Origin of the sequence: Bradyrhizobium sp. BR 10289 (genome assembly GCF_019455385.1) — a bacterium.
Taxonomy (GTDB): Bacteria; Pseudomonadota; Alphaproteobacteria; order Rhizobiales; family Xanthobacteraceae; genus Bradyrhizobium.
The window spans coordinates 77,904-98,597 of record NZ_JACOFR010000002.1 but is presented as its reverse complement, the minus strand read 5'-3'; the positions used below and the strand labels follow the sequence as shown (position 1 = coordinate 98,597).

The following is a 20,694-nucleotide window of genomic DNA, read 5'->3' as shown; positions in this document are numbered from 1 at the left end:
GCCATCACGTGAGCAAGAACCTCAGAACCCCGCGACGCTGCCGTGCAGGTCGTACTGGTCGGCGCGCTCGATCTTCGCGGTGACGATCTCGCCGACGCGCAAGGGGCGGCGGCTGGTCAGATACACTGCGCCATCGATCTCCGGCGCATCGGCCTTGGAGCGGCCCTTTGCGACAGTCGGGCCGACCTCGTCGATGATGATCTGCTGGCGCGTGCCGACCTTGCGCTTCAGCCGGCGCGCCGAGATCTTCTGCTGGCGGGCCATCAGTGCGTTGTAGCGTTCCTGCTTGACCTCTTCCGGCACCGGGTTCTCGATCGCGTTCGACGTCGCGCCGGCAACCGGCTCGTACTTGAAGCAGCCGAGCCGATCGATCTCGGCTTCGTCGAGCCAGTCGAGCAGATAGGCGAAGTCTGAATCGGTCTCGCCGGGGAAGCCGACGATGAAGGTCGAGCGCAGCGCGAGATCAGGACATTCCTCGCGCCAGCGCTTGATGCGCGCTAGCGTCTTGTCCTGCGCGGCCGGGCGCTTCATCGCCTTCAGCACCTCGGGGCTCGCGTGCTGGAACGGGATGTCGAGATAGGGCAGCACCTTGCCCTCGTTCATCAGCGCGATGACCTCGTCGACATGCGGGTAGGGGTAGACATATTGCAGCCGCACCCAGGCCCCGAGTTCGCCGAGCTCGCGCGCGAGGTCGAGAAACTTGGCGCGGACCTGGCGGTCCTTCCACGGGCTCTCGGCATATTTGAGATCGACGCCGTAGGCCGAGGTGTCCTGCGAGATCACCAGCAGCTCTTTCACGCCGGCGCCGACCAGCCGCTCGGCCTCGCGCAGCACGTCATTGGCCGGACGCGACACGAGGTCGCCGCGCAATTTTGGAATGATGCAGAAGGTGCAGCGGTTGTTGCAGCCTTCGGAGATCTTCAAATAGGCGTAGTGGCGCGGCGTCAGCTTGATGCCCTGCGGCGGCACCAGGTCGAGATGCGGATTGTGCGCCGGCGGCAGCGCGCGGTGTACGGCGTCCAGCACGCTCTCATATTGCTGCGGGCCAGTGATAGAGAGCACGCCGGGATAGGCCTGCTCGATCGCTTCCGGTTCTGCGCCCATGCAGCCGGTCACGATCACCTTGCCGTTCTCGGCCATGGCCTCGCCGATCGCCGAGAGCGATTCCTGCTTGGCGCTGTCGAGGAAGCCACAGGTGTTGACGATGACGATATCGGCCCCATCATGCTTGCGGGCGAGCTCATAGCCCTCCGCGCGCAGGCGCGTGATGATGCGCTCGGAATCCACCAATGCCTTGGGACACCCGAGCGACACGAAGCTGACCTTGGGCGCAGCCGTCTGATCCATATTCAAATCTGCCTGATTGACGGGCTTGAGCTAGTCCCAATTGCCCATAATTACAACCCTTTGCATCGCCCCCCGGCGTGCTAAGGATGAATCGCCTGTCGTGAGTGAGCCATGAGCGCCGAACAGTCGCCCAAAATCGTGATTGTCGACGAGAGCCCGATCCGGGCCGCGATCCTCGAGGAAGGGTTGCGGGAGGCCGGATTCACCCAGGTCGTCCATATCAGCGAGATGCAGAGCCTGCTGGCCCGTATTTACGCGGTGGACCCCGACATCATCGTGATCGATCTCGAAAACCCCAGCCGCGACGTGCTGGAGGCGATGTTCCAGGTCAGCCGCGCCGTGCGCCGGCCGATCGCCATGTTCGTCGACCAGAGCGATTCCGCCTCGATCCAGGCCTCGGTGGAGGCGGGGGTGTCCGCCTACATCGTCGACGGGCTGAAGAAGGAGCGCATGAAGCCGATCCTCGATCTCTGCGTGTCCCGCTTCAACGCCTTCGCAAAGCTCCAGGAGGAACTGGAGCGCACCAAGTCGCAGCTCGAGGACCGCAAGGTCATCGAGAAGGCCAAGGGCATCCTGATGCGGGTCAAGGGCCTCAACGAGGACGAGGCCTATGTGCTGCTGCGCTCCACCGCCATGCGCGAGAAGAAGAAAATCGGCGAGATCGCCCAGTCGATCATCACCGCGTCGGAGATGCTGAAATGACCACGCCCCTCCGCATCGGATTCATTCCGCTGGTCGATGCTGCGGCCCTAATCGTGGCCGTCGACAAGGGCTTTGCCGCCGCCGAGGGGCTCGAGGTCGAGCTGGTGCGCGAGGTCTCCTGGTCCAACGTCCGCGACAAGCTTAATATCGGCCTGTTCGATGCCGCCCATCTGCTGGCGCCGGTGGCGATCGCGTCCTCGCTCGGGCTCGGCCACGTCAAGGTACCGATCGCCGCGCCCTTCAATCTCGGCATCAACGGCAATGCGATCACGGTCTCGCCGGCGCTGCACGCCGCGCTGATGGAGGAGATCGACGGCGACCGTTTCGATCCGCTCGCGACGGCAAAGGCGCTGGCCAAGGTAGTAGCCAAGCGCCGCAAGGCAGGGGCAGAGCCGCTCACCTTCGGCATGACCTTTCCGTTCTCGACGCACAATTACCAGCTGCGGTTCTGGATGGCGGCCGGCGGGGTCGATCCCGACGAGGACGTGCGGCTGGTGGTGCTGCCGCCGCCTTACATGGTGGACAGCCTCAGAAGCGGCCATGTCGATGCGTTCTGCGTCGGCGCGCCCTGGAATTCGATCGCGGTCGATCTCGGCATCGGCCACATCCTGCATTTCGTCTCCGACATTCTGGTGCGTGCGGCGGAGAAGGTTTTGGCGGTCCGCCAGACCTGGGCCGAAAAGCATCCGGACGTGGTCGCAGCCCTGGTGCGCGCGGCGGTGAAAGCGGCTGAATTCATCGAGGAGCCCGCGAACCTCACCGAGGCGGCGCAGATCCTGGCGCAGCCGGAGCGCATTGGCGTCGATGCCGAAGTCATCCAGCGCACGCTCACCGGGCGCCTGAAGATCTCGCCTGATGGCACCTTCCGGGAAAGCGGCCGCTACCTGCTGGTCGGACGCGAAGGGGCAGGGCGCCCTGATCCCGTCCAGGCCGCCTGGCTCTACGCGCAGATGGTGCGCTGGGGACAGACGGCGCTTTCGCCGGATGGCGTCAAGACGGCGATGGCGGTGTTCAGGCCGGACCTTTACGACGCAGCCGTCGGCCAGCGGCCGCCAGAGGCGGCTCCCGCAGCGTTCGGTGCATTTGCCGGTCCCGTCTTCGATCCCGACAATATCCGCGGCCATCTCGAGGCCTTCGAGGTGGGGCGCTGGAAGGCGTGATTCGGTGCTGCACCGTTTTTGAGCGCGGCGGGCGGGCGGCTAAATTTTGAGCCCGCTGCTCGAATTTCGTGAGAGTTCCCAGCCGGGCCTGTTCCGGGAACCCTAGTAAATAGCTGAAATCACGTTGTTTTCAATTTTCAGCCAGCTGGCACGCAATTTGAATATTGCAGTGCGGCCAGCTAGTCACAGACGCCTGCTGAGCCAAGTCCCACAGCAACGAAGCTGATTGGACCGTCGGGAAGCAAGGCAGGCCTTGGGCCAGCTGAGTTTCTCGCGGGTCGCATTCATTCCGTCGATTACCACCCAGGTGGCCGCAGGAGCTTCGTTACCGCCCATGAAACTCGAAACAGTCTCCGTCGACTTTACCGACGAACAGAAGCGCTATCTCGAAGGCTTCACGACCGGTCTGCAGATCAGCAAGGTCGGCCGCAGCCTTGGCGGCGGCGCCAGCAAGGCCAATGCCGAGCCCACCGGTCCGGACGCCCTGCACATCAAGGCGCAGGACAAGGTCATCGCTGCGGGCAGGAAGCTCGCCGACCAGGAGAAGTTCAAGCGCGACGAGCATCCGTTCGATGCCTATCCGCGGCTGCGCCAGCAGGCGCTCGACAACGCGCCCCCGAGCCCGGCCGACAATTTCCGCTGGCGCTATTACGGCATCTTCTACGTCGCGCCGACGCAGGACTCCTACATGTGCCGCCTGCGCATTCCCAACGGCATCATGAAGCACTGGCAGTTGTCGGGTCTTGCCGATCTCGCCGACGAGCTCTGCGGTCCCTACAGCCATGCCACCACGCGCGCCAATCTCCAGCTGCGCGAGATCCCACCGAAGCATGCGATCAAGGTGATCGAGGGCATCCAGGATCTCGGGCTGTGCTCGCGCGGCTCCGGCGCCGACAACATCCGCAACGTAACGGGAACGCCGACCGCCGGAATCGATCCGCAGGAGCTGATCGACACGCGGCCGTTCGCGCGCGAATGGCACTACCACATCCTCAACGACCGCTCGCTCTACGGGCTGCCGCGCAAATTCAACGTCGCTTTCGACGGCGCCGGCCGGATCGCCGTGCTGGAGGAGACCAACGACATCGCCTTCACCGCGTACGAGGTCAAGGACGGCTTTGGCGTCGAGCCCGGGGTCTGGTTTCGCCTCGGCCTCGGCGGCATCACCGGCCACAAGGACTTTGCAAAATACTCGAACATCATCGTCAAGCCGGAGCAGGCGACCGCTGTGGCCGACGCCATCGTGCGCGTGTTCATCGATCACGGCGATCGCACCAACCGCAACAAGGCGCGGCTGAAATACGTGCTCGATGCGATGGGCCATGACGGCTTCCTCAAGCTGGTCGAGGAACGGCTGAAGACACCTTTCGTGCGCGTGCCGGAGGAGGCCTTCGCACCGCGGCCTGCGGCGGACCGCATGGCCCATATCGGCGTGCACAAGCAGAAGCAGGAGGGCCTGAACTGGATCGGCGTCTCCCTGACGCTCGGCAAGATGAGCTGTGATCAGATGCGGGGACTTGCCAAGGTCGCGCGCGATCTCGGCGACGGCGAGATCCGCCTCACCGTCTGGCAGAACCTCTTGATCCCCGGGGTGCGCGACGAGAATGTCGAGCTCGCCATTGCCGCAATCAAACAGATCGGGCTCGCGGTCGAGGCCTCGCACATCAAGGCCGGCCTGATCGCCTGTACCGGTAATGCCGGCTGCCGCTTCGCGGCGTCCAACACCAAGCGCAACGCCGCCGAGATCGCCGACTGGTGCGAGCCGCGCGTTGCGATGGACAAGCCGGTCAACATCCACGTCACCGGCTGCCATCATTCCTGCGCGCAGCATTACATCAGCGACATCGGCCTGATTGGTGCCCGTGTGCCGATCAATGAAGAGGACACGGTGGAGGGCTATCACCTCTTCACCGGTGGTGGCTTCGGTCCCGACGCCGATGTCGGGCAGGAGGTCTATCACGATCTCAAGGCCGAGGACGCGCCGAAGACGGTCGAGGGCCTGCTCAAGGCCTACATGGCCCATCGCGCCTCGCCCGACGAAACTTTCCTCGCCTTCGCGCGCCGCCATGACGGCGAAGCGCTGCGCAAGCTTGCCGATGCACAGGTGTCCGCATGAACCAGATCACCCCTCCGCCGAAACTCGACATCATTCCCCCCAGCGCGCCGTTCTCCGACGCGCAGCGCTCCTGGCTCAACGGCTTCTTCGCCGGCCTGTTGTCGCCCGATGTGGCAACGCCTTTATCGGCGGAGCAGGGCGCTGCCGTCATGGCCGGAGACGGCGACGATGGTGAAGCGCCGTGGCACGACCAGACCATGCCGATCGCGGATCGCATGAAGCTCGCCGAGGGCCGTCCCGTGCGCCGCAAGATGATGGCGGCGATGGCGCAGCAGGATTGCGGCCAGTGCGGCTACAATTGCCACGATTATTCGGAAGCAATCGCGAGCCGGAGCGAAGCACGGCTCAATCTCTGCGTCCCCGGCGGCAAGGAAACCGCGCGGATGCTGAAACAGCTCTATGAGGAGCTGGACAAGGCGCCCGCGGCGAAGGCGGCTGACAAGCAGGATGCGGTCGCAGCGCCCGCCGTGACGGTGACGATCGCCGAGCCGGGCCGCTCACGCGACAATCCGGTGGAGGCGACCTTCCTGTCGCGGCGCCTGCTCAACAAGGGCCAGTCGGAGAAGGAGACCTATCACGTCGAGTTCGACCTCTCCGCAAGCAAGCTCGACTATGTGGTCGGAGATTCTTTCGGCGTGTTCGCGCGCAACGACATCGGCCTCGTCGACCAGATCATCGCGCTGCTCGGCGCGTCCCATACGAGTGAGGTCAACGGCAAGACGCTGCGCGAGGTGCTGACCGACGACGTCTCGCTGTCGCCGGCACCGGATTCGCTGTTCGAGCTGATCTCCTTCATCACCGGCGGCGCACAGCGCGAGAAGGCGCGGGCGCTGGCGCAAGGCGAAGATCCCGATGGCGATGCGGCAACCCTCGACGTGATGGCGGCGCTGCAGAAGTTTTCCGGCACGCGGCCGCATCCCGAAGCCTTCGTCGAGGCGCTGGAGCCGCTGCAGCCGCGGCTCTATTCGATCTCCTCGTCGCACAATGCGACGCCGGGCAAGCTGTCGCTGACGGTCGATTCCGTGCGTTACGTGATCGGCAAGCGCAAGCGCATCGGCGTTGCCTCGACCTTCCTCGGCGAGCGCATCAAGGAGGGCGACAAGCTCAAGGTCTATGTGCAGAAGGCGCACAATTTCGGCCTGCCGCAGGATCCGAAGACGCCGATCATCATGATCGGTCCGGGCACCGGCATCGCGCCGTTCCGCGCCTTCCTGCTCGATCGCAAGGCGACCGGGGCGCCCGGCAAGAACTGGCTGTTCTTCGGCCACCAGCGCAGCGATTGCGATTTCTTCTACCAGGACGAGCTCAACGCGATGAAGACCTCGGGACAGCTGACGCGGCTGTCGCTGGCCTGGTCGCGCGATGGCGAGAAGAAGTTCTACGTGCAGGACCGCATGCGCGAGGTCGGCCGCGAATTGTGGACGTGGCTCGCCGAGGGCGCGCATTTCTACATCTGCGGCGATGCCAAGCGCATGGCCAAGGACGTCGAGCGCGCGCTGGTCGACATCGTCGCCCAGTTCGGCGCGCGCTCGACCGACGAGGCCGTCAGCTTCGTCGCCGAGCTCAAGAAGACCGGCCGCTTCCAGGCTGACGTGTACTAAGGCGCGAGCAGATCAGCGCAAATTGTCCCGGCGGCGCAGGCCGCCGGGCGTTACGCCGGACAGGGCGTTTCTACTGTGCATGGGGTTGTTTTCGACATTTGGGTTTGGGAGGGGTTCCCCGCCGCCGATTCCGGCTGTCATCCCGCTGTCATCCGGGCCGGTTCCAGCTGACTCGGATCTTAACGAATAAGATTCTGGGAACCCGCGGGCGAAGAGAATTTGCGCCTGCGATGCGGGCCCTTCAGAGAAAGCGCATCGCTATTTCCGCCGGCGTCTTGCCCAGCACCCCCATTGATCCCCCATAATCCCGCCAATGGGACGTTGGAGATCGACCATGCGCGAACTGTCGGCGGAAGCCAAGCTGCACTTCTACGCGCGCTCGCTCTCGCGCCGGACCGGAGCGAGCCTGCATCACGTCGCCCTCTACAGCGCCTTCGCCGTCATCGCCGCGATCGTGTTCGGCACACTGTCGGTGCACCCGTTCTGATCAGGCGCCGCGCTTGAACGGCGCCACCTCGATCCCCGCTTCCTTCAACGCCTGACGCAAGGTTCGCGCGATCTCGACCGCGCCATGCGTGTCGCCGTGGATGCATACCGTGTCCGTGCGCATCTTGATCACCTTGCCCGTCACCGAGACCACCGCGCCGTCCTGCACCATGCGCACTACGCGCTCCGCGATCGCCTTGGCGTCATGCAGCACCGCGCCGGGCTTCTTGCGCGAGACGAGGTTGCCGTCGTCCTCATAGGCGCGGTCGGCGAACACCTCGTGCACCAGCGGCAGGTTGGCCTCTTCGCCGGCCTTCACCAGTTTCGAATTGGCGAGCACGACGAAGATGAGATTGGGATCGACCGCCTTGATGCCGGCGGCGATCGCCTTCGCCGTCATGTCGTCTTCGCAGGCGACGTTGGAGAGCGCGCCATGCGCCTTCACATGGGTGACCTTGTGGCCGGCCGCGGTCGCGATCGCCTGCAATGCGCCGATCTGGTAGGCGACGAGGTTCTCGATCTCGGAGGCCCTCAGGCCCGCGATCGGATGCCGGCCAAAGCCGTGCAGGTCGCGGTAGCCGGGATGGGCGCCGACCGAGACGCCGCGCGTCTTCGCCAGCTCTACCGTCCGCCGCATAATGTCGGGGTCGCCGGCATGGAAGCCACAGGCGACGTTGACCGAGCTTGCCAGCTCGATCATCGCGGCATCGTTGCCCATCTCCCACGCGCCAAAGCCTTCGCCGAGGTCGCAATTGAGATCGACTGTCTTCATGGCTGCTCTCCGCCTCTGGTTTCGTTGCCGGTTACGGTTCCGCCGTGACCTGCCAGGTCCCGGCATCCATGGCACTCACCGCATGGCCCGCGACATTGGCATCGCTGAGCGCCTCGATGTTGAGCTCGATGGTGTCGGACGCGCGCATGCGATCGGGCAGGTCCTTGATCAGGCGCGCAAACTTGCGCGCCTCGTCCTGCGCCTCGGCCATGGTGACCTCTCGGAAGCGGAACGCCGTACCCACCGAGGTCTGCGCCAGACGGCCGATATCGGCCGTGATCACGGTTGCGATCTTCGGGTAGCCGCCGGTGGTGCCGCGGTCCATCATCAACGCGATCGGCGAGCCGTCGCCGGGCACCTGGATGCTGCCGATGACCGTGCCGTCGGAGACGATGTTGTGGCCGTGCAGGTGCTTGATTGCGGGGCCCTCGAGCCGATAGCCCATGCGATCCGATGTCGCCGAGATCTTCCACTCGCTATTGAGGAATAGCGCCTTGTTGGCGTCGTCGAACTCGTCGTCCTGCGGTCCCAGCACGACGCGGATCGGACTCGCCACAGGCTTCGGCAATTCGATGCGCAATTCGGATGCGCCGCTGGCGGCATCGACAGTGAATTCATCGCCGGCCTGAAGCGGGCGCGGGTAGGGGCTGCCGAGGCCGGCGCGGGCATTGACCGCAAGGCTGCCGAACACCAGCTCGCCCTTGATGCCGCCTTCGATCGCGAGATAGGTGAACGCACCACCGCGGGCAAAGCCCAGCGTCAGCGTCTCGCCGTCCTTCAGCGTCACCGACGTCTCCATCGCGACCGGTTTCCCGGCGACGTCGGCATTGCGCGGCGCGCCCGCGATGGCGACACGCACAGCGCCATCCTTGGCCGTGAATGTCGCGCCGAACGGTCCGATCTCGACAGCGGCCGCCAGCTGATCATTGCCGACCAGCGTGTTCGCGGCCGCCAGCGATAGTCGGTCCATCGCGCCGCTGACCGTCAGGCCATAGCGCTGTGCGCCGTGGCGGCCGCCGTCCTGGACGGAGCTTGCCGGGCCGATAGAGGCAACGACAAGCCGGCTCATGAAACCACCTGCTCGGCGACGATCTCGCCCGCTTCGGCGGCACGGTCCAACTCATCGAAGGTCTTGGGGTCGATGGCGAAAAACGTCACGCGATCACCGGGTTCGGTGAGAAACGTTGGATTCCGGTGGAGCTGATAGGTCCGGACCGGCGTGCGCCCTAGGAGGTGCCAGCCGCTCGGCGCGGCCAGGCACTGGATGCCCGCCTGGATGCCGCCGATCGAGATCGTCCCGGCGGGCGTGAACAGCCGGGGCGACTGCCGCCGCGACATGTGCAGCGATTTGTCGAGACCGCTGAGATAGGACCAGCCCGGCGTGAAGCCGATCATGGCGACGCGGTAGTCGCCGCCGGTGTGCCGGGCGATGATGTCGTCGGGCGTGGTGTTGAGCGCCTTGGCGACGTCCTCGAGGTCGATGCCGTGCTCGCCGCCATAGGCGACGGGAATGCGCCAGCGCCGCGCCTTGGCGGCCGGCGGCAGCGGGCGGGTCGCGATCGGCAGGATCTTTTCGCCGAGCGCATCGAAACCGATCTTGCCGGGATCGTAATGCACCAGCAGCGAGCGATAGGTCGGCACGGTCTCTGTGATGCCGTCGATGGGGCTGGCCGCGAGCGCCTTGTCGAGCGCGAGCACGCGCTCATTGGCGGCGTCGTCGATGGTGCGGCTGAACTCGACCGTGACGGCACTGTCGCCACTGGGCAGAAGACGGGGCGGAGGAAGCGTCGCGGCCATTGAACTGTCAAAGCGCTGTCGAAATCGGGCTTCTCGGATAACGCGGGCTCGACCTTGAGTTCCGCTTTATCCCTGCTTCGCGTAAATGCGCCCGCAAGTCCAATAAATTAATGCTGGGGGACGTGATAATGCCTTGTTATCGCGTCGCATAACGGCCCTCCGGCCCTGCATTCTTGGCCCTTGACGCACAGCCCCCGGCTCGCAAGATGCGCGGCGTTCTTTCCCGCATCCCGGAGCTCGTTCTCGTCCATGTCGCTGTCCCCCGAAGCCCGCAAGACCCTCGCCGGCATCACCACTGCCACCATCACCACGGTCCTGCTGAAGAAGGGCCTGCGCAACGTCTGGATGCGCGGCGCGCGCCCGCTGCGTCCGGGCCTGCCGCGCCTGGTGGGCCCCGCCTTCACGCTACGCTTCGTGCCGGCGCGCGAGGATCTGGCGACGCCGGAATCCTGGTCCTCGCCGATCTCGACCCGCACCGCGATCGAGGCGATGCCCGAGAACTGCATCGCCGTGGTCGATGCGATGGGCATCACCGATGCCGGCATCTTCGGCGACATTCTCTGCGCCCGCATGGTGAAGCGCGGCGTCACTGCGCTCGTCACCGACGGCGTGGTGCGTGACGTCGAGGGCGTGCTCGGCACCAATCTCCCGGTTTGGTGCGACGGCTATGCCGCGCCGCCGTCGGTTGCCGGCCTCACTTTCGTCGGCTGGGGCGAGCCGATCGGCTGCGGCGGCGTCGCCGTATTCCCCAACGACATCGTCGTTGCCGATCAGGACGGCTGCGTGCTGATCCCGCAGGCGATGCTTGAGCACGTTCTCAACGAGGGCGTCGAGCAGGAGCGCATGGAAGCCTGGATCGTCAACGAGGTGAACAACGGCGCCGTGCTGCCGGGCCTCTATCCCATGAACGCCGAGACCAAGGCGCGCTACGCCGCCAGTAAGAAGTAACAGGAAGCGAGGTAACTCCCATGGACATCACGCTCGCAGGTGCGCGGCCGACCCGCCGCGCGCCCAAGGAACACTTCACCGGCACCGTGCTGCAGGATCCCATCAACATGGCGCCTGCGCCGGCGCGGCTGAACGTCTCGCGCGTTGCGTTTGAGCCGGGCGCCCGCACCAACTGGCACCACCATCCGCTCGGGCAGACGCTCTACGTGATTTCAGGCGTCGGCCGGGTCCAGACCAAGGGTGGCCCGGTGCAGGAAATCCGTCCCGGCGACACTGTCTGGATTCCGCCGGGAGAAGTGCATTGGCATGGCGCCTCGCCTGATAACAGCATGTGCCACATCGCCATGCAGGAAGCGCTCGATGGCGTGTTCTCGACCTGGCTGGACCCGGTGACGGACGCGGACTATTCGGCGCCGCTGGGCTAGTTCTCTCGTGTCCCGGACAAGACGCGTCGCCATGAGGCGATGCGTCGCCGATCCGGGACCCAGAGAGTTCGGACGACGAAAGCTGCTGGGTCCCGGCTCTGCGCAGCAACGCTTCGCGTCGCTGCTTGTCCGGGATACGGCGAACCTACATCCGCTCCGCGGTCCATGTGCCCTTGCACATCGCGCCGCTCCAGGTGCCGGAGCCGGAGGTGCCACTAAGCCGGCCGAAGCCGACCGCGCGCTTGATGCCGGTGCTCAGGGTGACGTTGATGCTGCCGGCTTCGGCGACGCGGCCCGATGCCGTCACCGCGGCGCTGCTCGAGGCGATCTGGCCATTGCTGATGCCGATTGCGACGGTCGCGCCGTTGCCACAGGTCTCGCTCGACGACGAGATGCGGACACTCCATGCGCCGTCGAAGGTGGAGCCTGCCGCGTCGGCCTGTGCGAGCGGGAAAGCGATGGCGACGATGGTGGCGAAGAGACCTTTGCGAAATCCGTTCATGACACGCCCCGTTGGTTGATCCTGCGGGGATCGTGCCATGGGCGGTGCGCGGGCGATGTGAGAGGCGTCACGCCATACCCGGCCGTCGTGGCTCCCGGACCGCTCCTTCTGTGCGCAACCGCACAGATCGGCAGCGGGATTGCCCCGCTGCCGATGCTTGCGACCTCAGGGCAGGACCGGCGGGTGATACGTGAAGGTCGACATCAGGATCGCCGCCACGATCATCACGATCGGGAAGTGGATGAGGAACTGCACCGAGGTGTAGCCGATCAGGTCCTTCGACTTCAGCCCGAGGATGCCGAGCAGCGGCAGCATCCAGAACGGATTGATGAAGTTCGGCAGGGTCTCGGCGATGTTGTAGACCATGACGGTCCACCCCAGATGCGCGCCGACCGCGTTCGCCGCCTTCATGATGTAGGGCGCCTCGATGATCCACTTGCCGCCCGCCGACGGAATGAAGAAGCCGAGCACCGCCGAATAGATGCCGACCAGGAAGGAGAACACGGTCGTGCTGGCGGACGCGTCGACGAACCAGTGTGCGATCGTGTCTGATAGCGTCACGCCCTTGGCGTTCGGGACCTTCGTGAGCATCTGGGCGATGCCTGCATAGAACGGAAACTGCAGCAGCACGCCCGAGACGCTCGGCATCGCCTTGGAGAAGGCTTCGAGCAGGCTGCGCGGACGCCAGTGCAGCAGGATGCCGAGGATCAGGAAGACGAAATTGTAGGTGTTCAGGCCCGACAGGGTGATCAGCGGATTGCCGGACTGGAAGGTCTGCCACAGCCAGCCAAGTGCCAGCACGACGATCAGGATCGTCAGGATCGGGCTGAATTCGAGGAAGTCGCCGGGGCGGGAGGGAGCTTTGGGCTTGATCGTGTCGTCTTCGAGCGACACGCCGAGATCCTCCGCGGTCTTGGTTTCCGCCACGTTGGGCGTAGTCAGATAGCAGATGACCGCCGAGACGACCGTGACAAGGACGGTGGTCAGGAGATTTTGCCAGGTCAGGATGGTCTCGGCGAACCCGATGACGCCGGTGATCGGCAGCAGCGAAGCCGGAATGCTCGCGGCATTGGCCTGGAGCTGGGCCGCCGACGAGGTGATGCCGAGCGTGAAGCCGCAGCCGAGGCCGAGATAGCCGGCAGCGCCTGCGGCGCGATAGTCGAGCTTGATGTCCTTGCGGCGCGCGATCTCGCGCACCAAGAGGCCCGAGAAGATCAGGCTCAGTCCCCAATTGACCAGCGACAGCAGAATGCTGAGGACACCGACGAAGACCACGGCACCACGTCCGGTCGACGGCACGGCAGCCAGCCGACGCAGCGCGGCGGCGATGGGCGGCGACATCGCGACGACATAGCCGCCGATTGCCACCAGCGCCATCTGCATGGTGAAGGGGATGAGATTCCAGAAGCCGTCGCCGAACGCGCGGCTGACGGCGAGCGGCGATCCGCCGTGCACGATGGTGCCGACGGCGATCGCGATGACGGCAATCAGCACGAACACGTAGGCGTCCGGAAACCAGCGCTCGGAGAAGACCACGAGGCGCTGCGAGAACCTCGCCAGCAGATTGGTCTCGGTCAATGCGCTCTCTTTGAGAGAGTCGCCGGAAACAGTCGTCATCATCAGCCCCCAATTTTGGCAGTGTTGGTCGTGGTTGAAAGTCGCGGTGCGTGGTCAGAGCGCGAGCGTGAGCTCCGACAGCGGGACGGCCTGACAGGTCAGGCAGTGTTCGGCCGAAGCATCGCCGCCGCCGAGCGGCGCGACGCGGCCGTCGACGATGCGCATGGCGCAGCTCTCGCACTGGCCGACGCGGCAGCCGCTCGGCAGCGGCACGCCCGCTTCATGCGCGGCGTCGAGCAGCGTGCCGCGCTCGGGCGACCAGACGAAGCTCTTGTCGCTGCCGGCGAGGTGGATCGTCTGCGGCTCCAGCGTCGTGGGGATCTCAGGCGGGGACGCGAAGGCTTCAGCGAAGATGTCGAATTTGGCGATGCCTCGCGCGACGAGGCGTTCGGTCATTGCGGAGGTGAAGTCGGGCGAACCGCAGAGGTAGACGAGGGGATGTCGCGACAGCAGCGGATCGAGCACCGACAGATCCGGGCGGCCCGCTTGGTCGTAATCCGCGTGAAGCCGATCGGTGGCGCGGGGCGCCGTGAACGCCGTCATCAGCTTGAGCTGCGGCAACTGCGCCGCGAGCTCCCGCAGCCGCGCGGCGAAAGGATGCTCGTTGCCGTTGCGGCAGGTGTAGAGCAGCAGGATGTCGCTGACCCGCTCGGCCGGCGCCAGCGACAGCAGAGCTTCGAGATGGCTCATGAACGGCGTGATGCCGATACCCGCCGCCAGAAAGATCAGGGGCCGATCGCCCTGCAGGGGCGGTGTGAAGATCCCGCCGGGCACTTCGAGGAAGATCTCGTCGCCAATCGCAAGGCGATGGACTCGCTCGGAGAGGTGAACGCCGCTGCTGGATGGCTGTTTCTTGACGGCAATCGACAGCACATCCTGACAACCGTGTCCCGTCAGTGAGTAGGCGCGGACGACGTCCACACCCGGCAAGCTCAGCAGGACGTGCTGTCCCGGCCGATACGACGGAAGCGCTTCGCCGTCCTTTGGGGCAAGGTCGATTGCGACGACGTCGTCGGCCTCGTGGCTGATACGCGCGACCGAGAAAGCGCGCCGCCCGGTCCAGCGGCCGCGATTGGCGGACTGATCGCGCCTGATATCGCAGAGCGTGGCCCGCAGCGGCACCGAGCCGCTGACCGGGTCGCGCGAGACGTCGCTCAGCGCGTCATTCATGTTCGATGTCGGAAAGCCGGCGGGCGAGGTGGCGCCACGTCCCAGCGGCGGACAATCCTCCCACCAGCCGAACTCGGCGAGGACGACGCGGTCATCAAGCGCGTCGTTCACGCGGACTTTCAGCCGGACCTGACCGGAGGGCGTCTCGACGATGGCCCAGTCGCCGTCATCGAGACCCTGGCGAGCCGCGAGCGTGCTGCTGATCTCGACGGCCGGGTCGGGCGATTTCCTGCGGAGCGACGCGATGTGCCGATGCGAAGTGTGGACGAACCAGCCGCTCTTGGCGGTCGTCAGCACCAGCGGAAACCGCTTGTCCGGACTCGTGGCCATGGGACTCTCGGCCGGCTCGATATGGCCTGCGAGCGGCGGATAGCCATGGTCGAGCATCAACTCGGAATAGATCTCGACGCGCCGCGTCGGCGTCGCAAAACCGGCGATCGTCCCGTCGCTCTTTCTGTCGGCGTATTTTTCGTGGTGGAATGGCTGAGGAAAGCGCATGCCATCGGGAGACTTGCGCAGGTCCTCGATAGTGATGCCGAGCGGTGCCAGCTGGTAATTCCAGCCGGCGCGGATGTCGCCGCCGAAAAATTGCTCCGCCATGCCCATGCGCAGCGCCAGCTCCGCGACGATCTCGTAATCGGCCTTGCTCTCGCCGTGCCGGGGCAGCATCTGCGGGCGGAATTGAATGGTCTCGACCGCTTCCTGCGTGATCTCGAAGCCGATCTTCAGCGCGTCCCGTTCCCAGGGCATGCCTGCGGGCAGCACGATATCGGCATTCTCGGCGGTCGGGTTCATGAACATGTCGGCATGGACATGGAAGTCGAGCGCGCGCAGCGCTTCGCGATTGCGCGAGGAATGTCCCTGCGACACCACGAAGTTCGTGCCGAAGCTCATCAGCGCCTTGACGCGATAGGGCTCGCCCTCGAGCGCCGCGCGGCTGAAATCGCGCGCCGTGATCCAGCCGCGGCTCGGCGGCCCCAGCGGCAATTCGTCGAGGCCGAGCGCCTTTTCCTTCTGTCCCGGCGGCAGCAGGCTGAGGTCGTTGATCGCGCGTGTCGGCGGCGCCACCTGCCAGACATTGCCTCCCGGTCGGTCGCAGGCGCCGGTGAGTGCGTAGAGGGTCGCGATGGCCCGCTCGGTCGCGGTCGCATTGGTGTGCTGGCCGACGCCGGTCCACGAATGATAGGCGAGCTTCGGGCTGTTCTCGAACAGTGCACAGAACGCGGCGACTTTGGATTGATCGAGCCAGGTCGTCGCGGCGACACTGGACGCCGTATAGGGCGCGGCTTCCGCCGCAAGGCGGGCGAAGGCGGTTCTCGCGGCAATCGCACGTCCGTCCAAACCATGGAGCGTTGCTTCCGCGTCGAGTGCGCAGGTCGCGGAATCGAGCACCTCACTGCGTGGATCGTGCGGCCGCGCGTTGCCGGATTGATCCAGCACCACGAACGCGTCCTGCGACTGGTCCGGCCATACATCGCTCGCACGGACAAAATGGCCGGTGTGCGTGTCGACCAGGAACGGAGCATTGGTCCAGCGCGTCACGAATTCCGCATCGAACGTGCCGGTCGAAATCAGGTGCCGGATCGCCGCCATCGCTAGAGCACCATCGGCGCCGGGACGGATGCGCAGCCAAAGATCGGCCTGTTGCCCCGATCCGTTCGGCTTGGGATCGACCACCGCCACGCGTGCGCCACGGCGGCGCGCGTCGGCAACGCGGGTCGCCTGCGCAAGCCAGGTCCGCGCGGGATTATGTCCCCACAGCACGATGACGTCCGCATTGTCGTAATCGGGAAAACCGATCCCGCGGCCGAAGGTCAAAGCGTGGGCGAAATCCTTGTGCCAGCCGCAAATCTCGACCGCATAGATCAGATTGGGGCTGCCGAAGCAGCGGATGAAGCGCTCGACCCACTCAAAACTGTCGACCATGGGGGTGCCGCTCGGCGTCGTGACTGCGAAGGCAACGGCTTCCGCGCCCGCGCTGCTGCGGATGTGCCCGAGCTTCCCTGCGATTTCGCTGAGCGCTTCGTCCCAGGAAATCTGCACCCAGCCCGGGTCTGGCGCATCGCGCGGGGCGGTCCGGCGGAGCGGGTGGGTGAGGCGGCGCGGGCTGTGCACCATCTCCGGGGCGGCGCGGCCCTTCGCGCACAAGGCGCCGCCGGTCGGGTGCCCCGGCGCGTTCTCCACGGCGATCATCCGGCCGTTCTCGACGACAGTAGTCGAACCGCACCGCGAACGGCAGAGCGTGCAATAGCCGGGATAGCGTTCTGCCATGGACAGCCCAAGAGTAGTGCATTACAGTAATGCGCTACATGCTGGACGGAGGCACCTCTATGGTCAAGTGCATTCTTTGGGCGGTGCTGATAGATCGGGCGGCAATCGCGAACAGGAGGGGACATGGACCAGAATCTGCGCGAGCAGGTCGTGCAGCAGGTGCGCGCGGAGATCATTTCTGGTCAGAGCCTCCCCGGCACGATGTATTCGGTGCCGACCCTGGCCGCGAGCCTCGGCGTCTCGTCGACGCCGGTGCGGGAAGCCTTGCTGGAGTTGAGCCGGAGCGGCCTGATCGAACCCGTCCGCAATCGCGGCTTCAGGGTCGTCGAGCCCACCTTGACGGAGCTTCGCAATCTGTTCGATCTGCGCGACGTCCTCGAACTGCACGCGGCGTCATTGGTCGCGCGTAAGCCGGACAAGGATCTCAGCGTCCTTTATCCCTGGGCCGAAGCCATCGCGCGCGCGGTCAAGACCGAGGATATCGGCCTCTACATCGAAGCGGATCGCACCTTCCATCGGTTGCTGACGGATGCGGCCGACAATCCTCGCCTAACCGAGATGGTGATGGGACTGCGCGATCAGATGCGGCTCTACGGAATCAATTCGCGCGCGGGCCTCGCGCGCCAGAACGAGTCGGCACCGGAGCACTTCCGGATCATCGAGCTGGCAAGCGCAGGCAAGGAGGAGGCGCTGACAAACCTTCTGCGCCATCACATCCGCGCGTGGGAGCCGATCTTCGTCGAAGCTCTCGCCCAGGTCGGGGCCGGCCGCGAGCCGATCGCTGCCGCGCGCAAGCGGCAGCTTCAGCCGGAGAGCCCTGATACCTAGTTCACCCGCGTCCAGGTCTGGCCACCGCAGAACATGCCGCCGAAGGCGCAGCCCTGCACGCGCAGGCGATCAGTGCCCTTCAGCGCGATCGTGGAATCGTAGGTCGAGCCGGTGTTGGGGTCGAGGATGCGGCCGGACCATTTTGGGTCCTTCTGGTCCTTGCCGGGCTTCATGTTGATCAAAACCTGCTCGCCGTTCTGGTTCGATTTGCTGTCGACCGAATAGCCGCAGAGATTGTTGCCGCACTGCTCGATGCGGACCTTGCCTTCTTTCTCCTCGGTCAGCCAGACGCCAAGCGGCGAATTGGGATCGCGCGCGGGGGCGGCAGCCGGAGCGGGCGGGGCGACCGCGGCTGCCTGGACCTGCGCAGGTGGCGGAGCAGGCGGAGGCGGCGGCGCCGAGGGCGCGGCCGCAACGGTTGGAGCTGGCGGTGGAAGCGGCGCGGGCGGTACTGCGGCCGCTGTCGGGGCCGCGCTCGGCGCCGGTCGAGGCGGCGGCACCATTGCATCTTCAGCCGGAGCATTGTTCGCCGTGGTCGGTGCCGGCGGGGCGGGAGGCGCCGCGGCTGCGGGAGCCTGGGCAGGGGCCTGCTCGGCCGTCGCAGCCGCGGCGACGGGCGCAGCAGGTGCCACCGGCGCTTGGGGATTGGCCTTGGCTTCTTGCGGCGTCTGCTGGCCTGGAGCCGCCTCGTTCTTCTTGGGCTTCTTTGCCTTGCCCTGGCCGGTGTTGTCGTAGACGCCGGGGATCTGCACCGTGCCGCGGTCGGGATCGATGCGGATGGTGCGCCCGCCATATTCGAAAGTGTACTGCGCTTGCGCAGCGGTGCTCGCCAACAAAAGGAATGCGGCCGTGGCCAACAGCTTCCTCATTTCGCATCTCCTGAGCAGATGGTCCCCGGACCGACGCATACGCCCCGGCACGATCGCTGAAAGTGATCTGGATCACTGTCGTCCGTATGAGTCGTCCAGTGGCCGGTCCCGGTTCAATAACGCCGAACTCGGTCCAGAGTTGGACCACAGTGCGTCGCTCCTCTGGACGGAGCATCGGATGGGCAAGTACGGTCGTCATGATTGAATTTTCAGAAAGTACACGCTCATGCCACGAACAGGACTTGGCGGCATCGTTCTGGGCACTGTCTGCTGCCTTGTTGCGACGCTGGCGCAGGCGGCTGGCATACGATTTATCGACGTCCCTGCTGACGTCAGCGGGCCCGCGCTGGCGGGAGTGGTGTGGACACCCTGCGCAACCCGGCCGGTACCGAGCGAGACGGCAGCGTTGCCGGGCGTCGTCAATTGCCCGATCGATGGCAAGGGTTTGCCGCTGATCGTCGTCTCGCACGGGCGGCGCGGCTCGTTTCTCGCGCACAGCGACACTGCAACTGCACTGGCCGATGCCGGCTTCGTCGTCGCGGCCATCAACCATCCCGGCGACACCGCCAAGGACGCAGGGCGGACCGACGCGTTCTCCGTTCTGATCGAACGCCCTCAAGACATGAGGCGGCTTACCGATTTCATGCTCGGTGTTTGGAAGGAGGCGCCGGTTCTGGATCCGCAACGGATTGGCCTATTCGGGTTTTCGCGCGGCGCCTATACCGGCCTGGTCGTGATCGGTGGCAACCCCGATTTCGGCGCTCTCGCTGGGCTCTGCGAGAAGACGGGGGCCTCGACGCCGAAATGCGTCGCTGTCCGCGAGGGCCGGGCGCCCACCGAGGCGCCGGTTCACGATCCCCGCATCAAAGCGGCGATCATTGCGGATCCGCCACTCATCGAAGGCCTCTTCACCCGCGAGCGCCTGGCCGAGGTGACAATCCCGATGCTGCTGTGGCGCTCAGCGCTCGGCGGCGACGGAGTCGTGCCCGAAGCCATAGACGAACTGGTGCCGGCGCTGTCCGTGCGACCCGACTACCGGATCGCGCCGAACTCCTCGCATTTTTCCTTTGTCCGTCCGTGTCCGCCCCAGCTCGCCGAAGCCGCGCCGGTCCTGTGTACCGATCCGCCGGGGTTCGATCGGCGCGCATTTCACGCCGAGTTCAATGCCGCGGCCGTGACCTTCTTCCGTACGCAGTTGAAGTGACAGCCGGAGTGGGGCGAGGACCTAGTCGAACCAGGCGGCGTAGATCTTCCTGTAGCTGCCGTCTTCCATCGAGATGTGCAGCCATTGGTCGACGAAGGCCTTGAAGGCCATGTCGCGCTGCAGCCAATAGGCCTTCTCGGAGAAGTCGAACGGCTTGTCCGGATGCACCGCGCACAGCTCGCCGGAATGCTGCTTCTGCTGGTAGCGGGTCTCGGAGGCATCCGTCATCATCAGATCGGCGTTGCCCTTGGCGATCTCATTGAAGATCTCGGTATTGTCGGGGAAGACGGTGATGTCGGCATCCCTGATGTTGGCGCGGGCAAAGCGCTCATTGGTGCCGCCGGGATTGACGATGACACGGGTGCCCTTCTTGTCGATGTCGGCGATGCTCTGATACTTGCCGACGTCGGCGCAGCGGGCGATCGGGGTCTTGCCCTCACGCATGATCGGGATCGTGAAGTAGCCCTTCTTCTGCCGGTCGAGCGTGACAGAGACGCCGCCCATGGCGATGTCGAACTGGTCGGCCTCGAAATCCTTCATCAGCTTCGGCCAGGCCGTGGGGACGAACTCGACCTTGACGCCGAGCGCCTTGCCGAGCGCCTCGGCCATGTCGACGTCGAAGCCGGAGAACTGCTGGGTGGCCTTGTCCAGATAGGTGAAGGGCTTGTAGTCGCCGGTCATGCCGACGCGCAACGTGCCCCGCTTCATGATCTCGTCGAGCCGCGAGGGCGATGCCTGTTGCGCGTGGGCCGACAGGTTGATCAGCAACGCCACGGCCAAAGCCGCAAAGATTCGAACGGTCGATCGAACGGTCATCTCTTCTCCACCCAAGCCCGAGCTGTCATTCTGCAGCTTCTCAGAATTGAATTTAGACCAGAT

18 protein-coding genes are annotated in these 20,694 nt (G+C 65.4%); 9 read left to right on the top strand and 9 right to left on the bottom strand.

The window, feature by feature from the left end; genetic code table 11:
* Window positions 1-21: 21 nt before the first annotated feature.
* Window positions 22-1,347, bottom strand: coding sequence for a 30S ribosomal protein S12 methylthiotransferase RimO (gene rimO / locus HYH08_RS03900; protein ID WP_220008441.1), 1,326 nt, complete (start codon window positions 1,345-1,347; stop codon window positions 22-24).
* 111 nt (window positions 1,348-1,458) lie between these two features.
* Here rimO and HYH08_RS03895 point away from each other — a divergent pair, with 111 nt between their 5' ends.
* From HYH08_RS03895 to HYH08_RS03875, 5 genes are all read left to right on the top strand, one after another.
* Window positions 1,459-2,049: an ANTAR domain-containing response regulator gene (locus tag HYH08_RS03895; protein WP_220008440.1), complete on the top strand. Its 591-nt coding sequence runs from the start codon at window positions 1,459-1,461 to the stop codon at window positions 2,047-2,049.
* Window positions 2,046-3,209 (top strand): CmpA/NrtA family ABC transporter substrate-binding protein, encoded by a 1,164-nt coding sequence (locus HYH08_RS03890; RefSeq protein ID WP_220008439.1) that lies wholly within the window; start codon window positions 2,046-2,048, stop codon window positions 3,207-3,209. Before HYH08_RS03895 ends, HYH08_RS03890 begins: the two co-directional genes overlap by 4 nt.
* Window positions 3,210-3,543: 334 nt before the next feature.
* Complete coding sequence (locus HYH08_RS03885; RefSeq protein ID WP_220008438.1) at window positions 3,544-5,325, top strand: NirA family protein; 1,782 nt, start codon at window positions 3,544-3,546, stop codon at window positions 5,323-5,325.
* Entirely contained in the window at window positions 5,322-6,926 is a 1,605-nt protein-coding gene (locus HYH08_RS03880) for a sulfite reductase subunit alpha (protein WP_220008437.1), read from the top strand. Before HYH08_RS03885 ends, HYH08_RS03880 begins: the two co-directional genes overlap by 4 nt.
* A 334-nt stretch (window positions 6,927-7,260) precedes the next feature.
* The gene (locus HYH08_RS03875; protein ID WP_220008436.1) at window positions 7,261-7,413 is read left to right on the top strand and encodes a hypothetical protein; all 153 of its coding nucleotides are present in this window, start codon (window positions 7,261-7,263) and stop codon (window positions 7,411-7,413) included.
* Here HYH08_RS03875 and HYH08_RS03870 read toward each other — a convergent pair whose 3' ends face one another.
* From HYH08_RS03870 to pxpB, 3 genes are read right to left on the bottom strand one after another with little or no spacing between them, the layout of a single operon-like run.
* Window positions 7,414-8,184, bottom strand: a complete 771-nt coding sequence (locus HYH08_RS03870; protein WP_220008435.1) for a LamB/YcsF family protein — start codon at window positions 8,182-8,184, stop codon at window positions 7,414-7,416.
* Between the two features lie 31 nt (window positions 8,185-8,215).
* Complete coding sequence (locus tag HYH08_RS03865; protein ID WP_220008434.1) at window positions 8,216-9,253, bottom strand: 5-oxoprolinase subunit C family protein; 1,038 nt, start codon at window positions 9,251-9,253, stop codon at window positions 8,216-8,218.
* Window positions 9,250-9,981 (bottom strand): 5-oxoprolinase subunit PxpB, encoded by a 732-nt coding sequence (gene pxpB, locus HYH08_RS03860; protein WP_220008433.1) that lies wholly within the window; start codon window positions 9,979-9,981, stop codon window positions 9,250-9,252. The genes HYH08_RS03865 and pxpB overlap by 4 nt, the downstream gene beginning before the upstream one ends.
* A gap of 249 nt (window positions 9,982-10,230) precedes the next feature.
* Between pxpB and HYH08_RS03855 the strand changes: the two genes are divergently transcribed.
* The gene (locus HYH08_RS03855) at window positions 10,231-10,929 is read left to right on the top strand and encodes a ribonuclease activity regulator RraA (protein ID WP_220008432.1); all 699 of its coding nucleotides are present in this window, start codon (window positions 10,231-10,233) and stop codon (window positions 10,927-10,929) included.
* A gap of 20 nt (window positions 10,930-10,949) precedes the next feature.
* Window positions 10,950-11,354 (top strand): (R)-mandelonitrile lyase, encoded by a 405-nt coding sequence (locus HYH08_RS03850; RefSeq protein WP_220008431.1) that lies wholly within the window; start codon window positions 10,950-10,952, stop codon window positions 11,352-11,354.
* Window positions 11,355-11,499: 145 nt separating this feature from the next.
* Here HYH08_RS03850 and HYH08_RS03845 read toward each other — a convergent pair whose 3' ends face one another.
* The 3 genes from HYH08_RS03845 to HYH08_RS03835 all read right to left on the bottom strand — a co-directional run bounded on the left by HYH08_RS03845 (window position 11,500) and on the right by HYH08_RS03835 (window position 16,914).
* Window positions 11,500-11,856 (bottom strand): hypothetical protein, encoded by a 357-nt coding sequence (locus tag HYH08_RS03845; RefSeq protein WP_220008430.1) that lies wholly within the window; start codon window positions 11,854-11,856, stop codon window positions 11,500-11,502.
* Window positions 11,857-12,021: 165 nt separating this feature from the next.
* The gene (locus HYH08_RS03840; RefSeq protein ID WP_220008922.1) at window positions 12,022-13,473 is read right to left on the bottom strand and encodes a short-chain fatty acid transporter; all 1,452 of its coding nucleotides are present in this window, start codon (window positions 13,471-13,473) and stop codon (window positions 12,022-12,024) included.
* 54 nt (window positions 13,474-13,527) lie between these two features.
* A complete protein-coding gene (locus HYH08_RS03835; protein ID WP_220008429.1) occupies window positions 13,528-16,914 on the bottom strand; it encodes a molybdopterin-dependent oxidoreductase in 3,387 nt (1,128 codons plus the stop codon).
* 123 nt (window positions 16,915-17,037) lie between these two features.
* Between HYH08_RS03835 and HYH08_RS03830 the strand changes: the two genes are divergently transcribed.
* Window positions 17,038-17,742, top strand: a complete 705-nt coding sequence (locus HYH08_RS03830; protein ID WP_220008428.1) for a GntR family transcriptional regulator — start codon at window positions 17,038-17,040, stop codon at window positions 17,740-17,742.
* On the opposite strand, the gene HYH08_RS03825 is transcribed toward HYH08_RS03830, so the two are convergent.
* Window positions 17,739-18,611, bottom strand: coding sequence for a DUF2147 domain-containing protein (locus HYH08_RS03825; protein ID WP_220008427.1), 873 nt, complete (start codon window positions 18,609-18,611; stop codon window positions 17,739-17,741). The two genes, HYH08_RS03830 and HYH08_RS03825, sit on opposite strands and share 4 nt — an antisense overlap.
* A 406-nt stretch (window positions 18,612-19,017) precedes the next feature.
* Between HYH08_RS03825 and HYH08_RS03820 the strand changes: the two genes are divergently transcribed.
* Window positions 19,018-19,815, top strand: a complete 798-nt coding sequence (locus tag HYH08_RS03820) for an alpha/beta hydrolase family protein (protein ID WP_228747522.1) — start codon at window positions 19,018-19,020, stop codon at window positions 19,813-19,815.
* A gap of 21 nt (window positions 19,816-19,836) precedes the next feature.
* Here HYH08_RS03820 and HYH08_RS03815 read toward each other — a convergent pair whose 3' ends face one another.
* On the bottom strand, window positions 19,837-20,631 hold the full coding sequence (locus tag HYH08_RS03815) for a transporter substrate-binding domain-containing protein (protein WP_220008425.1): 795 nt from the start codon (window positions 20,629-20,631) through the stop codon (window positions 19,837-19,839).
* Window positions 20,632-20,694 lie beyond the last annotated feature (63 nt).

What these genes read in the sequence shown, in the direction of transcription:
- HYH08_RS03895 (WP_220008440.1), top strand. Translation starts at nt 1,459, where the DNA reads ATGAGCGCCGAACAGTCGCCCAAAATCGTGATTGTCGACGAGAGCCCG.
- HYH08_RS03815 (WP_220008425.1), bottom strand. Translation starts at nt 20,631, where the DNA reads ATGACCGTTCGATCGACCGTTCGAATCTTTGCGGCTTTGGCCGTGGCG.
- HYH08_RS03875 (WP_220008436.1), top strand. Translation starts at nt 7,261, where the DNA reads ATGCGCGAACTGTCGGCGGAAGCCAAGCTGCACTTCTACGCGCGCTCG.
- HYH08_RS03855 (WP_220008432.1), top strand. Translation starts at nt 10,231, where the DNA reads ATGTCGCTGTCCCCCGAAGCCCGCAAGACCCTCGCCGGCATCACCACT.
- HYH08_RS03825 (WP_220008427.1), bottom strand. Translation starts at nt 18,611, where the DNA reads ATGAGGAAGCTGTTGGCCACGGCCGCATTCCTTTTGTTGGCGAGCACC.
- pxpB (WP_220008433.1), bottom strand. Translation starts at nt 9,981, where the DNA reads ATGGCCGCGACGCTTCCTCCGCCCCGTCTTCTGCCCAGTGGCGACAGT.
- HYH08_RS03845 (WP_220008430.1), bottom strand. Translation starts at nt 11,856, where the DNA reads ATGAACGGATTTCGCAAAGGTCTCTTCGCCACCATCGTCGCCATCGCT.
- HYH08_RS03880 (WP_220008437.1), top strand. Translation starts at nt 5,322, where the DNA reads ATGAACCAGATCACCCCTCCGCCGAAACTCGACATCATTCCCCCCAGC.
- HYH08_RS03885 (WP_220008438.1), top strand. Translation starts at nt 3,544, where the DNA reads ATGAAACTCGAAACAGTCTCCGTCGACTTTACCGACGAACAGAAGCGC.
- HYH08_RS03840 (WP_220008922.1), bottom strand. Translation starts at nt 13,473, where the DNA reads ATGACGACTGTTTCCGGCGACTCTCTCAAAGAGAGCGCATTGACCGAG.
- rimO (WP_220008441.1), bottom strand. Translation starts at nt 1,347, where the DNA reads ATGGATCAGACGGCTGCGCCCAAGGTCAGCTTCGTGTCGCTCGGGTGT.
- HYH08_RS03850 (WP_220008431.1), top strand. Translation starts at nt 10,950, where the DNA reads ATGGACATCACGCTCGCAGGTGCGCGGCCGACCCGCCGCGCGCCCAAG.
- HYH08_RS03870 (WP_220008435.1), bottom strand. Translation starts at nt 8,184, where the DNA reads ATGAAGACAGTCGATCTCAATTGCGACCTCGGCGAAGGCTTTGGCGCG.
- HYH08_RS03835 (WP_220008429.1), bottom strand. Translation starts at nt 16,914, where the DNA reads ATGGCAGAACGCTATCCCGGCTATTGCACGCTCTGCCGTTCGCGGTGC.
- HYH08_RS03890 (WP_220008439.1), top strand. Translation starts at nt 2,046, where the DNA reads ATGACCACGCCCCTCCGCATCGGATTCATTCCGCTGGTCGATGCTGCG.
- HYH08_RS03830 (WP_220008428.1), top strand. Translation starts at nt 17,038, where the DNA reads ATGGACCAGAATCTGCGCGAGCAGGTCGTGCAGCAGGTGCGCGCGGAG.
- HYH08_RS03865 (WP_220008434.1), bottom strand. Translation starts at nt 9,253, where the DNA reads ATGAGCCGGCTTGTCGTTGCCTCTATCGGCCCGGCAAGCTCCGTCCAG.